The 12,059-nt window shown below is 68.2% G+C and carries 16 protein-coding genes; 10 read left to right on the forward strand and 6 right to left on the reverse strand.

What is annotated here, in order from left to right; translation table 11 throughout:
* Nucleotides 1-25: 25 nt before the first annotated feature.
* Complete coding sequence (locus tag ACZ3TS_RS21635) at nucleotides 26-1,195, reverse strand: flotillin family protein (RefSeq protein ID WP_467620178.1); 1,170 nt, start codon at nucleotides 1,193-1,195, stop codon at nucleotides 26-28.
* A 10-nt stretch (nucleotides 1,196-1,205) separates the two neighbouring features.
* Nucleotides 1,206-1,457, reverse strand: a complete 252-nt coding sequence (locus tag ACZ3TS_RS21640) for a hypothetical protein (RefSeq protein ID WP_467620180.1) — start codon at nucleotides 1,455-1,457, stop codon at nucleotides 1,206-1,208.
* A 268-nt stretch (nucleotides 1,458-1,725) separates the two neighbouring features.
* Here ACZ3TS_RS21640 and ACZ3TS_RS21645 point away from each other — a divergent pair, with 268 nt between their 5' ends.
* The 4 genes from ACZ3TS_RS21645 (at nucleotide 1,726) to ACZ3TS_RS21660 (ending at nucleotide 4,044) form a co-directional block, all read left to right on the forward strand.
* Nucleotides 1,726-1,926 (forward strand): hypothetical protein, encoded by a 201-nt coding sequence (locus ACZ3TS_RS21645; RefSeq protein WP_467620182.1) that lies wholly within the window; start codon nucleotides 1,726-1,728, stop codon nucleotides 1,924-1,926.
* 363 nt (nucleotides 1,927-2,289) lie between these two features.
* On the forward strand, nucleotides 2,290-2,802 hold the full coding sequence (gene msrA / locus ACZ3TS_RS21650; RefSeq protein ID WP_467620184.1) for a peptide-methionine (S)-S-oxide reductase MsrA: 513 nt from the start codon (nucleotides 2,290-2,292) through the stop codon (nucleotides 2,800-2,802).
* Between the two features lie 458 nt (nucleotides 2,803-3,260).
* The gene (locus ACZ3TS_RS21655) at nucleotides 3,261-3,869 is read left to right on the forward strand and encodes a TetR/AcrR family transcriptional regulator (protein ID WP_467620185.1); all 609 of its coding nucleotides are present in this window, start codon (nucleotides 3,261-3,263) and stop codon (nucleotides 3,867-3,869) included.
* Between the two features lie 13 nt (nucleotides 3,870-3,882).
* Nucleotides 3,883-4,044, forward strand: a complete 162-nt coding sequence (locus tag ACZ3TS_RS21660; protein ID WP_467620187.1) for a TIGR02391 family protein — start codon at nucleotides 3,883-3,885, stop codon at nucleotides 4,042-4,044.
* Between the two features lie 613 nt (nucleotides 4,045-4,657).
* Here ACZ3TS_RS21660 and ltaE read toward each other — a convergent pair.
* The 4 genes from ltaE to ACZ3TS_RS21680 form a co-directional block, all read right to left on the reverse strand.
* Complete coding sequence (gene ltaE, locus ACZ3TS_RS21665) at nucleotides 4,658-5,698, reverse strand: low-specificity L-threonine aldolase (protein WP_467620190.1); 1,041 nt, start codon at nucleotides 5,696-5,698, stop codon at nucleotides 4,658-4,660.
* Between the two features lie 626 nt (nucleotides 5,699-6,324).
* Entirely contained in the window at nucleotides 6,325-6,711 is a 387-nt protein-coding gene (locus ACZ3TS_RS21670; protein WP_467620191.1) for an Asp23/Gls24 family envelope stress response protein, read from the reverse strand.
* 5 nt (nucleotides 6,712-6,716) lie between these two features.
* On the reverse strand, nucleotides 6,717-7,406 hold the full coding sequence (locus ACZ3TS_RS21675) for a hypothetical protein (protein WP_467620193.1): 690 nt from the start codon (nucleotides 7,404-7,406) through the stop codon (nucleotides 6,717-6,719).
* Nucleotides 7,397-7,912, reverse strand: coding sequence for an RNA polymerase sigma factor (locus tag ACZ3TS_RS21680; RefSeq protein WP_467620194.1), 516 nt, complete (start codon nucleotides 7,910-7,912; stop codon nucleotides 7,397-7,399). The genes ACZ3TS_RS21675 and ACZ3TS_RS21680 overlap by 10 nt, the downstream gene beginning before the upstream one ends.
* Before the next feature lie 372 nt (nucleotides 7,913-8,284).
* Here ACZ3TS_RS21680 and ACZ3TS_RS21685 point away from each other — a divergent pair, with 372 nt between their 5' ends.
* From ACZ3TS_RS21685 to ACZ3TS_RS21710, 6 genes are all read left to right on the forward strand, one after another.
* Nucleotides 8,285-8,773 carry an Asp23/Gls24 family envelope stress response protein gene (locus ACZ3TS_RS21685; protein ID WP_467620196.1) on the forward strand — a complete coding sequence of 163 codons (489 nt, stop codon included), beginning with the start codon at nucleotides 8,285-8,287 and terminating at the stop codon, nucleotides 8,771-8,773.
* Nucleotides 8,774-8,833: 60 nt separating this feature from the next.
* On the forward strand, nucleotides 8,834-9,097 hold the full coding sequence (locus tag ACZ3TS_RS21690) for a hypothetical protein (protein WP_467620197.1): 264 nt from the start codon (nucleotides 8,834-8,836) through the stop codon (nucleotides 9,095-9,097).
* Complete coding sequence (locus ACZ3TS_RS21695; protein ID WP_467620199.1) at nucleotides 9,094-9,510, forward strand: Asp23/Gls24 family envelope stress response protein; 417 nt, start codon at nucleotides 9,094-9,096, stop codon at nucleotides 9,508-9,510. Before ACZ3TS_RS21690 ends, ACZ3TS_RS21695 begins: the two co-directional genes overlap by 4 nt.
* A 164-nt stretch (nucleotides 9,511-9,674) precedes the next feature.
* Nucleotides 9,675-10,166 carry a DUF6286 domain-containing protein gene (locus ACZ3TS_RS21700; RefSeq protein WP_467620201.1) on the forward strand — a complete coding sequence of 164 codons (492 nt, stop codon included), beginning with the start codon at nucleotides 9,675-9,677 and terminating at the stop codon, nucleotides 10,164-10,166.
* Between the two features lie 37 nt (nucleotides 10,167-10,203).
* On the forward strand, nucleotides 10,204-10,812 hold the full coding sequence (locus tag ACZ3TS_RS21705) for an alkaline shock response membrane anchor protein AmaP (RefSeq protein WP_467620203.1): 609 nt from the start codon (nucleotides 10,204-10,206) through the stop codon (nucleotides 10,810-10,812).
* Nucleotides 10,813-11,385: 573 nt separating this feature from the next.
* Complete coding sequence (locus ACZ3TS_RS21710; RefSeq protein WP_467620205.1) at nucleotides 11,386-11,856, forward strand: GNAT family N-acetyltransferase; 471 nt, start codon at nucleotides 11,386-11,388, stop codon at nucleotides 11,854-11,856.
* Nucleotides 11,857-12,059 lie beyond the last annotated feature (203 nt).

The raw sequence follows: 12,059 nt of genomic DNA on the forward strand, positions 1-12,059 counted from the left end.
CCGAGCCTGCCGTATGCCGTCGGGACTACCTCTCCTCGCCGGTGTCCTGCTCCGGCGTACGCGGGCCGTGCAGTTCGAGCCGACCGTTGCCCTGCTCGGGGCGGCCGCCGCTGTTCTGGCCGTTCAGGTTCTGCCGGACCGAGTCCAGGATCGTCAGGCCCTGGGCGACCAGGCCGGCCGCTATCTCGCCGAGACCGTCCGCTCCGTTCAGGACGTTGACATTGGCACCGGAGAGGCCCCCCGCGGCCTCCTTCACGATCTGCGGGAGCTGGTCGATCAGCATCCGGTCGAGGGCGACACGGTCGTGCGAGGCCGCCGCCTCGGCCTGGATCCTCATGCGCTCCGCCTCGGCGATGGCGAGGATCCTGACCCGCTCTGCCTCGGCCTCTGCGGGCTTCACGACCTCGGCGACCAACTGCTGCTGGCGCAGCTTGGCCTGACGCTGGGCCAGTTCGGTCTGGGCGGCCAACACCTCCTGCTGGGCGTGCGCCTGCGCCAGCGGTCCGGCCTGGGCGGCGTGTGCCTGAGCGCGATCCACCTCGGCCGAGTACTCCGCCTTCACCACCGCGGTCTGCCGGGCGTACTCGGCCTGCTTGCGCGCCGCGTCCTGCTCCGCCTCGGCCGCGGCCTGGTTGGCCTGAGCCTGGGCGATCTGGGCCTGCCTCTGGATGGCCGCCTTGTGCGGCGCGGACATCGCGTCGATGTAGCCGGTGTCGCCGTCGTCGATCGACTGGATCTGCAGCGAGTCCACGATGAGGCCGATCTTCGCCATCTCGGTCTTGGACGTGTCCAGCACCTCGGCTGCGAGCTTCTGCCGTTCGGTGACGATCTCCTCGACCGTCATCGAGCCGATGATGGCACGCAGATGGCCGGCGAAGATCCGGCCGGTCAGGACCGACATCTGATCCTGGTCGGAGAGGAACCGCTGCCCGGCGTTGACGACGCTCTCTGTGTCGTTCCCGACCTTGAACGCGATCACGGCGCGGACGTGCAACGCGATGCCCTGCCTCGTCACGCAGGTCTCGGTGACCTCGGCCTCGCACATCGAAAGGGTGAGGAAGCGGACCTTGCGAAAGACGGGGAGCACGAACTTGCCGTGCCCCGTCACCACCCGGAACGGCGCGCCCCCCAGTCCCCGCCGTCCTCCCGAGATCAGCATCGCCTCATCGGGGGCGGGAACGCGGTAACCGAACATCCTCTTCTCCTTAGCCGGCGTCGGCGGCATCGCCGCGCAACGTGTCCAACGGATCGCCCCATTCGATGACGTCCACTTCACGGCATCCACGGGAATCGATCACGAGCACTGTGGCCCCGGTCGGCAGGGGCTCTTGCGACCAGGCGAGGAAGGTCTCGGAGCCGCCCCTGACCCGCACCAGGATCTCGCCGGGACCGGCGGATCCACGCGTGCCGACGAGCAGTTCCCCCGTGCAGCCGATCACGGCCTCGTCCTGCGCCATTGCCGACCGCCCCCCATCGTTCTGGTCCGGTGATTCAGACCTTAGACCCACCCGTGACAGGCGCCTACACTGCGGTCGAACCCTGCCCCATCCACGAGGTGCACCCCGTGTCGGGCGGCGCCCCCGACCACCTGCTGCCGCCGGGTCAGCTGACGCCCCGGCAGGCGCAGGGCAAGGCGAACCCGCGCGGCGTCCGACATCACCGCCAACAACGGACGGGGCAGCGTTGGCAGTCCACGCCCAGCGTGGATGCTCGCCGCTCCACGCGATGCGCGCGCCGGCGCGCGCGAGCGCGCAGACGTACGCGGCGCTGCTGTCCCAGGCCCTCGCCGACACCCCGCTGCACGTAGCCCACCTGGTGGTCGTCGGCGCAGTGGGCACAGGTCGGAAACACGAGCCGGACAACGTCGCCGACCGCCTCTGGCAACTGCACGACACCGCCGCCGAGACGTACGCGGTGCTGGCGTAGCCCGGGTGTGCACATACGTGGGGCGCCTGCCGGCGACCGGCGGGCGCATCAGAGGATGTCCCGCTCCCGCCCCGAGTGCGTGTCACGGCCGGTGGCCTTGATACTCCGCGCAGCCGCAGGTCACGGACGGAACGCCATACGGCCGCAGTGCTCCAGGTCCAACGTCGGCGCCTGGAGGTGGGCAGGGCAGCCGGGGCCGGCGACGAGCCGCCCACTCTACGGCCGGCGACCGCGGGGCCGTTTGGGCGGGCACGGAATTGTTTGGAACCCTTACGCGCTGATGAGGTGCGAAGGCGCGGGTTGCCACCAGTGTGCGAGCCGAGCAGCCCGAGTGACCGAAACGACAGATATTGGAGGGCCGAAATGGCAGCGCAGACTCAGAGGGCCGTGCTGGCGGGCGGATGCTTCTGGGGGATGCAGGACTTGATCCGCCGGCTCCCGGGCGTGACGGCGACCCGGGTCGGATACACCGGGGGTGACGTGCCGAACGCGACGTACCGTAACCACGGGACCCACGCGGAAGCCATCGAGATCCTTTTCGACCCCGAGAAGACCGACTACCGCGCGATCTTGGAGTTCTTCTTCCAGATCCACGACCCGAGCACGAAGAACCGCCAGGGCAACGACATCGGTCTCAGCTACCGCTCGGCGATCTACTACGTGGACGACGAGCAGAAGCGGATCGCCGAGGACACCATCGAGGATGTGGACGCCTCCGGACTGTGGCCGGGCAAGGTCGTCACCGAGGTCGAGCCGGTCGGCCCCTTCTGGGAGGCCGAGCCCGAGCACCAGGACTACCTGGAGCGTTACCCCGACGGCTACACCTGCCACTTCCCGCGCCCGGGATGGCGGCTGCCCGCCCGCACGGAGGGCTGAGCGCGCGAGGCGGCCCGGGGCACGGAGGGCTCATCGCTCGGCCACAGGTCCCAAGATCGACGGGTGGCCCCGCTCCAAGGGGTCACCCGCTCAGTACTGCCGGCGCCGCGGCAGGGACGGCATCGATGAGCCTGCCGGTCGTGCTGCCGGTTCGGTGGAGCGATGGCGCCGTGCCTGGCGCCACAGCGGAACGAAGGTTCTCCGCTCCAGGCAGTCGGCCCGCCCGCGGCGCCATCTCCCCGCACGCTGCCCCGCCGATCGGCATCCCTCAAGCGCGTTCGAGGACACATGCGTTCGTGCGCAGTTCGTCAACGGCGTGTGTCGAAACGGGGCGCCTTTGGCGGGCTTCGCCGCAAGCGAGTATCTGCACAGCCCCTTTCGATTTCTGCAGCGATCGCTGCGGAAGTCGAACGGTAGCACTTCTGCAGCGATCGATGCGGAAAGGGTAGGCTGTGGGGGTGGAGACCAAACAGAGCGGCCCCATCGGCCGACCGCGAGGATTCGACGCCGACGAAGCTCTCGAGCGCGCCATGCTGGTCTTCTGGGAGCACGGCTACGAGGGGGCCAGCCTGTCCGGCCTCACCGACGCGATGGGCATCTCCACCACCAGCATGTACGCAGCCTTCGGCAACAAGGAGGAGCTGTTCCGCAAGGTCCTGGAGCGCTACACCGAAGGCCCGAGCGCATACCTGGCCCAGGCCTTGGAGGAGCCAACCGCCCTCGGCGTCGCCACCGCGATCCTGGCCGGCACCGTCCGGACCACCACCCGCCCGGACCACCCCCACGGGTGTCTGGGCGTCCAGGGCGCCCTGACCACCAGCAACTCCGGGCAGGAAGTCCGTGACCTCCTCGTCGCCTGGCGCAACAACGGTTACTCCTGCATCCATGAACGGTTCCAGCGCGCCGTCGACGAGGGCGACCTGCCCCCCGAGGCCGATCCGGGGCTACTGGCCCGCTATGTCACCACCTTCGCCTACGGCATCGCCGTACAAGCCGCGAGCGGTGTGGGCCGCGACGAACTCCAAGAGATGGCCGATGCCGCCCTGCGCAACTGGCCACTCTCCTAAGACCCGAAGGGGGATGCGGGATCTCTACAAGGGAGCCATGACCGCCCTACGCAATCCCCGCGGACACGGACCGCACCGGGAGGAAGATCCCCAAGAGACCCTCGAAATGCTGATGTTCGCCAGCTTTCTGATGCGCCGCCTCGACCTGGCCGAGAAAGCGCATCCCTCCCCCTGAGCCAGTCCCGACCGTACCCACTGACAGACGGAGGCAGGGCCTGGAACGCACAAGATGCCTTGTGACCTGTTCACGGTGTCACCGTGGAGAGCGACGGCCCATCGCTTGAGGCTCGTGGGGGAGGCGATGCCTTGGCCACAAAGGGCAACTGGCGGGGGACCCGGTCTGCTGGATGAGATCGCCCCGGCAGATGGCTCCGCTGGTGCCCTCTCGCACCGAGTATCGGCGGTCTGGAGATGGACGGCACCCCGTGGTGACCGCGCTCGGCCGTCACACGGGTCTGCCCTGCGCGTTGGTGCGCAAGCAGGCCGAGCCGTAGGGCAGCTGCCGCCTCGCCGACGGCGCCGACATCGGGGGGCACCAGGTGCTGGTCATTGAGGATGTGATCACCAGCGCAGGACCGATCGTGCTCTCGACCGCGGACTTGCGCGGTCTGGAGGCTCAGGTGCAGGAGGTCGACGCGTGATTGACCGTGAGCAAGACGGTGCCGATGCCCTCGCGGCGGAGGGCATCAGATCGTTGTCCTCGCTGACGGCAGAGGATCTGCGGTTGACGAGGCGGATCAGGTCGACGGCATCGTCGCAGAACAGCGTTTCCCGCCGGCCGGCGATGGTCAGGCGGTGCTTGCGTCCAGGGTCTCCCGTACCACGCGTGCCGCACGTTCCACATCCGGCCTGGAGACGTCGAGATGAAAGACGAACCGGAAGGTGGACCGGTCGCCCGTGCACAGCACTCCCTGGGCCGCCAGCCGCTCCCCCAGGTCCGGTGGCGTGACACCCGCAACGGACCGCGCGAACACCATGTTGGTGCGCGCCGCGCCGACCTCCAGTCCCGGCACGCCGTCGAGGATCTCGGCGAACAGTGCGGCGTTCGCGTGGTCCTCGGCCAGCCGCCGGACATGGTGGTCCAGCGCGTAGGAGGCGGCCGCCGCCAGGACGCCCGCCTGCCGCATGCCGCCGCCCAGGGCCTTGCGCCATCGCCTGGCCTCGCCGATGAACTCCCGTGAACCGAGCAGCATCGAGCCCACCGGCGCCCCCAAGCCCTTGCTGAAGCACACCGACACGCTGTCGAAATGCTCCGCTATCTTCCGTGCCCCGTCGTAGGGATCGCCGCCGCCGGCGACCGCGGCGTTGAACAGCCGGGCCCCGTCCAGGTGCGTCGCCAGGCGATGCTTGCGGGCCAAGGCCGTGGCCGTCTGAAGGTACTCGGGGGCGATCACCGTGCCGCCGAACGTGTTCTCCAGACACAGCAGCCGACTTCGCGCGAAATGCGGATCGTCCGGCTTGACGGCCGCCTCGATGTCCGTCAGGTCGAGCGTCCCGTCCTCTTGGTGTGGCAACGGCTGCGGCTGGATTCCCCCGAGTGCGGCCGCCCCGCCACCCTCATGGCTGTAGAGGTGGGCGTTCGACCCCGCGATGTACTCCTCGCCCCGCCCGCAGTGACTGAGCAGTGCGCACAGGTTGCTCTGCGTTCCGGACGAGACGAACAGTCCGGCGGGGAAACCGAGCAACTGCGCCACCCGCTCCTGGAGAGCGTTCACGGCGGGATCGTCGCCGAACACGTCGTCGCCCACCTCGGCCCGTGCCAGGGCGGTACGCATCGCATCGGTCGGGCGGGTGACGGTGTCGCTACGCAGGTCTATGACATTGTCCATGCCTCTTTCCTACCGGGCCACCCTCGTGGAACTCACAGCGGGGCAGCCAAGCGCGTACCCGCTGCAGACCTGGCCGCTATGAGCTGAAACGCCCGCCGACCCCGCAGGACGGCGGCGCGTCAGCCCTCCTCGGGACCGGCCCACGACTCTCGTCGTCCCGGTGACGGGCGGGCCGGGCCCGCTTCCCCGGAACCCTCTGAGCGCGGGCCGGGCGCCGTGCGGATGGGCGCCGAAGACCAAAGACCCCCTAAGACCCCCTTCAAGCGATGACGTGTCAAGGCATCGGGGGACGGAGCGCCCTCTCGGTCCCCCTGTCCACAGCCGTACTCTTCCAACCTGGGGCGACGGTGACTGGGGCCTGCTTCGAGACTGCCTGCTTCGAGACTCCGGGTCGCCACCATGGGGCGAGCCCATAAGATCAGGGGCGTGTCGCGCCATAGCGGGCGGGCCACGAGTCAGCTCGACCACGACCCGCGCACGGGCCTCGTTGTATCGGCTCCCCGGGACAGCTCCATACCGGAAGAGCGGGTGCCGTGAGAATGCCTTGCCAGCAGTGCCGCGCGAGGCGGCTCTTTTCTCAGGTCCCCTGGCCGAGCCGTCCACGGGTCGGTTTCCAGGGAATGCGCTCAGCCGAGGGCACGGGTGCTGCGGGTCGTACGGCTCAAGGTTTGGGTAATCACCACCAGGATGGTGACGGGTTCAGGAGCGCCCTCCCGGCACAGATGAGCACTGACTGCGGACCGGACCTGTTGACAAACATCGCGGGCGGTATCCACAACGCGGCGGTCCTCGTGCAGCATGCAGCGCACTTCCACATGCCACCCGGGGGCCTGCGACGGGTGTTCGACTCGGATGCCGGATTCGGGGGGCTCGGCCGCGATGCCGACGGCCTGCTGCACACGAGCGGCGGCGCGGGCGAGGCGGTGACTGAAGCTGGGCTGCAGCCCAGCCACACCGGGGACCGCGAGGGCGGCGTGGGCCGCGACTTGGCGAATATCGTCCTCCGTCCTCACGAGTGTCATCGGACTTCGCCTTCCTCGGATTCGACTTCGGCTTCTGTGGGCTGCGCCGGCTCCAGCGTGTCGACGATCGCGATGTCGACGTCGGTGACGGCCAGGCCGATCACCCGGGTTGCGGCGTCGAGAATGACTCGGCGCACGTGATCGGCTCGGTCGGGCAGGGGCCGGTCGAGTGAGGCAGCCAGGGTAAGAGCGATGTGTACTGCTTGACCGTCGCCGGTTGGGGTTATCCGAAGACTGCCGACCGCGGCGCCTGGGACGGTGTCGGCAGTCCGGCGCAGGACTTTCGCGGCGGCGGTCTCGGCGATCTGCAAGTTCTGTGCGGTGTCATCCAGCGGCAGCATCTGGCCGAGTCGCATTTCAGCGCGAACCACGCGCATCACCCGGTCGGCCAGAGCCTGGGCACTGGGGCGTTCCTGAGCGCGAAGACCAAGGACAGCTGCGTCCAGAGCCACCAGGCCCTCGAGAGCCTGCGTGCAATACCGGCAGCCGGCGGCGTGCGGGTCGGGGGTGACGTTGAGGTCGCGGGCGTGTTCCCAAACACGGCTGAGCGCACGCCCGCACGGAAGCAGCTGGTCGCCGGTGAGCAGCGGAGCGTCAGCAAGAGGACGCGAGTCGACCGGCTTGGCGCCCGCCTGTGGCCGCGGCCCATCACCGGAAGGCTGCAGATGCGGGTCGTCTAGCGCCATGGACCCATCTCCTTCATCAGATAGCGCCTGGCCCGAAAGAGCCTGCCGCGCACGGTCTGTTCATTGACGCCTACGACCTGTGAGATCTCCCCGTAATGCAGGCCGTGCAGTTCGCGTAGCACCCAGCAGGCGCGCAGGTCGGGGCTCAGCCCACTGAGCGCCCGGGCCAGGGCGACAGTGGCGGCGTCGCTCTCGGCAGCGCGCTCGGGCGCACTGTCGGCACTTTGCGCTGCGGGCTCCGAGACGGCGTCCAGGGACAGGCACGTGGTGCGGCGGCGCATGATGTTGAGACATCGGTTGGTAACGATGCGGTACATCCAGGTACGGAAGGCGGCGTCACCGCGAAACTCCGGCAGACGCCGCCAGGCACTGAGAAAGGCATCCTGGACGGCATCCTCCGCGTCCACGGAGTTTTCGAGCAAATGGAGGGCCAGCGCGAGCAGTGAAGCGCTGTGGCGGTGAACCAGGACGGCGAAGGCATCATCGTCCCCCTCACTGGCCCGCACCGCCAGTAGCGTGTCCTCCAGGCCTTCGAGGACGTCCCACCCCACCGCTCTGACCGATGAGACGGCCGATTTCCCGCCAGTTGCCGGGCTCAGGCCACCAGGTGGATGGTCGGCGGCCCGCAGGTATGACGGAGATCCGCGTTCGTTGTGCATCAGCCGCTCGCATTGCGCTTGGAGCTGTCGCGCGGCCCAGGACAGGGACAGCGGTCGATGATCTCTCACCGATTACGAGGCGCGTATCCAGCCTCAGCGCCGCACAAACAATTCTATATGGTATAAAGCACGAATTTTTCGTGACGATTGCGGCTGGGTTGTGTCCAAGCTTTCGACGGGCACTGTGCAGTGTCCGCGCGGATCAATGAGGAGATCCTCATGACGGACATGACCAGCCGCCCTTCCATCGGCAAGGACCAGTCGAGCGAGGCCGGACAAGCACTGCAGGGCGGAGGCAGGGGCGCCGACGTTCCGGCCGACAGCCGCGGGCGGACCACCATCGCCGACAGTGTGGTGGAGAAGATCGCCGCAATCGCCACTCGTGAGGTTCCGGGCATCCACAGCCTCGGGACCGGGATGGCCAGGGCCCTCGGGGCCGTCCGCGACCGGGTCCCCGGTGGACGCCCCGGAATCGGCCGGGGTGTGACGGTCGAAGTGGGCGAACGCCAGGCTGCCGTGGACCTCGACGTCGTCGTTGAGTACGGCGTCTGCATCGTGGACGTAGCCGCAGAGGTCCGGACCGAGGTCATCGGCGCCGTGGAGCGCATGACCGGGCTGGAGGTGGTCGAGGTGAACATCGCCGTCGACGACGTCCACCTGCCCGACGAAGAAGACGAGACGGGGGCGGCCGAAGGCCGCGTGACGTGAACTCGCCAGCCGGCCCGCGCCGGGCTCTGGAAGCGTCTGACATGAGGCAGTGAGTGAGAAATGCGCACAACGACAGCAGGCCTGGTGACAGGCATGACCCTGGGGTTCGCCGGCTACTTCGGCGGTTTCGGGGCGTTCCTCGTGGTGGCGGTCTTGGGAGCTCTGGGCTTGATCATCGGCTGCTTCCTGCAAGGTGACCTCGTTGTCGGCGATCTCGTACGCCGCCGGGAAGAGGGCGACCGGTCCCGGGAAGACCTCGGTGGGCAGCAGGAAACCAAGCGCCCCCGCGGTTACTCGGAGCCTCCTCGGAGTCGGGTGCGATGACCGTCCAACCACCTCTTCCCGTCCGTGGGGCTCGACCGTCCCACGGCGCAGCGGAGGCGGGCGCCGCGCTCCTGCCGCCGGCTGAGCGCGGTGCGACCGAGGTCGCCGACAAAGTGGTGGCCCGGATCGCGGCCAGGGCAGCGCGCGAGTCCTTGACACGGCTCGTAGCCGAGGCGCACACCGGCCGGGCCCTGGCCACTCCCAGCGCCTCGGCTGCGGTCCACGAAGGGTCAGTGCGACTGGCCCTGTCACTGGAACTGCCCTATCCCTTCGACATCGCTCGGACTTCGCGTCAGGTACAGCACGACATCGCCGAGCGCGTTGCCCGGTTGACCGGGATGAAAGTCAGTGAAGTCACTCTGGCCGTACAGCGGCTTGTGCTCATCGAGGGCGAGCGCAAGAGAGTCCGATGACCGTGCGCGGCATCCGCTCTGTCTGGAGAGTTATGAACAGCCACCAAGGGCCCGCGAGGCCTGTCCCCGAACCCGGGCACGGCGCCTTGGCGAGCGAGGGAAAGCAGCGTTCATCGCGCAGACTGTGGTCCTCGCGCCGGATACCTTCCGCGATCGTCGCACTGGTGGTGCTGTTCTGCGCCGGAATGTTGCTGTTCGATGTCGTCCGGGTACGGGCCGGATACGAGGCAGCGGCCTGGCGCAAAGGCCTCTTCGAGGAACTGGCAAGCCGTCCGCTGGACGACGTGTGGATGCTCACGGGCGCTGCTGTTGCCGCAGTCCTCGGCCTGTGGCTGATCGTGTTGGCCCTCACCCCCGGCATGCGTCGTCTGCTGCCCATGCGCATTCCCGCAGCCGACCGCAGCGCAATACGCGCCGGGTTGGACCGCGACGGCGCGGCACAACTGCTACGCGATACTGCCATGCGCATCCCTGGAGTTGGCCGAGCAAAGGTCCGTGTGCGCCGACGCCGGGTCAAAGTGCAGGCCGACGTGCGCTTCCGTGACCTCCGTGAGGTGAAGGGCGAACTCGTCACTGCCATCACGGACGCGGAACGCGACCGACTTGCTCTGGCCCACTCCCCGAGATTGACAGTCCGAGTGCGGCGCTCGACATAGCCGCCAGACGGACATCGGCGAAAAGTGGAGGAACGCGATGGAGGCACTGGCAAAGGCCAATCGAATCCTGCTGGCCACGGTCGGAGCGGTGGTGCTCGGCGGCAGCCTCTTGGTGCTCGCCGCCGGTGCGGACGTGTACCGGAGGTGGAACCTCACCCCACCCGATGGCTGGCCGCTGACCACCCCGCACCACACGCTGTTCACCCACCACGACCTCACGACTTGGTCCGGCCTGGGCTGGTGGTTGTGGCCTGCTGTCATCGCCGCTCTGACTCTCATCGCCCTACTCGCCCTGGCGTGGCTCCTGGCGCAGCTGCGGCGATACCACCCCGGCGGCATGCCTGTTGGCGGAACGTCCCCCGTTGAAAACGTCGAACTCCGTGACCACGCGGTGAGCGACGCCCTGTCGGCCGATGCCGGTCGCCTGCCCGAGGTTCAGAGAGCCAGGGCACACATGGTCGGCCGGGCCGCTCGTCCAGAGGCCCGCATCATTCTCACTCTCACCCCCGACAGCACCCCCAGCCTCGTGATGGGCAAGCTGTACGACGGACCCGTGGAGCGAGCCTGCCGAACAACCGGCTGGGACCGGCTATCCACCCATACCCGCCTGAAGGTCGCCCATCGCCGACCGCACCGCGTCGTCTGAGAGCAACGCAACCCTTTTCGACACTGCCCCATGCGCCTTCCAGGCCGACGGGCAGGTCTGGAAAGATCTCGCCGTGACCAGCACTGATGACACCGCCCACCAGACGCTTATGCGCCGCGGCTTCGCCCTGGAGTACGCCGCCCTCGGCTGGAACGTGATCGGCATCGTGGTGCTCGCGGTCGCCGCGATCTCGGCCAGGTCCGTGGCGCCGGCCGGGTTCGGGGGCACCCAGGATCTTGGGGCGTTTGCCAGGTCGGCCCAAGTAGCTGACGAATGGGCCTGCGACCCCTTCTCAGCTCAGATGATCAAGCAACCGACGTTCCTGACTCCTGGCACTTTGGGCTCTCAGCATGTGCATCGCCACCTCAGGCCGAATGTCCCTTCACTAGGAGCTGCCTCGGGCGCGGTCACAGACCGGCGTGCCAGTCCCGCTCCAGATTCCCCTTGTCGAATACGCTGCGAAGACGTCGAACCTGACATCTTCGATAGCGCTTACGCATGGGAATGCCGCCCGGTGGCGGCTCTCCACGTAGGCCCGGATGGCGCAGCTGCCGGATGCGGAAGGGGCGTGACATGAGATCCCCAGGCGTGCACCTACGGGAGATCACCGACGACAACCGGGAAGCCGTTCGTGCCCTCCGCGTCCGAGGTGACCAGAAGCAGTTCGTCGCCTCCGTGTCCACGTCGCTCAAGGAGGCGGCAAAGAAACCGAAGGCCAATCCCTGGTACCGCGCCGTGTACCGCGGCGACGAGCCAGTCGGCTTCGTGATGCTGTCGTGGAAACCGCCGGCTGGTCCTTACAAGGGGCGGCACTTCCTCTGGCGCCTCCTCGTCGACAAGCGGTACCAGGGGCGAGGGATCGGCCGGGAGGCGCTCACACAAATCGCCGCCCTGGTTCGCGCGGACGGCGCCACCGAGCTACTGACCAGCTACGAGCCCGGCGACGGCGAACCCTGGCCCTTCTACCGTAAGTTCGGGTTCGAGCCCACCGGGGAGATCGACGACGGCGAGATCGTTCTGCGGCTCACCTTCCCCACTCGGTGAGCTCATACGGAAACGCGGACGGTTTTCACCTCGAGTGGTCACACGATCCTTTAACTCGCCTGCTGTCTCATCACCCACCGACACCCAGCCGCCGCTGCCCCACTCGGCCACCGTGGTCTTCGGGCTCATGACGGTCGCCGTGCTCGCCTTCGTCGTCCGCGTCGGGCCGGATTTCCCCGCCCGGTTCGGCTGGATGCGTCCTT

The sequence above is a fragment of the Streptomyces sp. NPDC022910 genome (genome assembly GCF_055561075.1).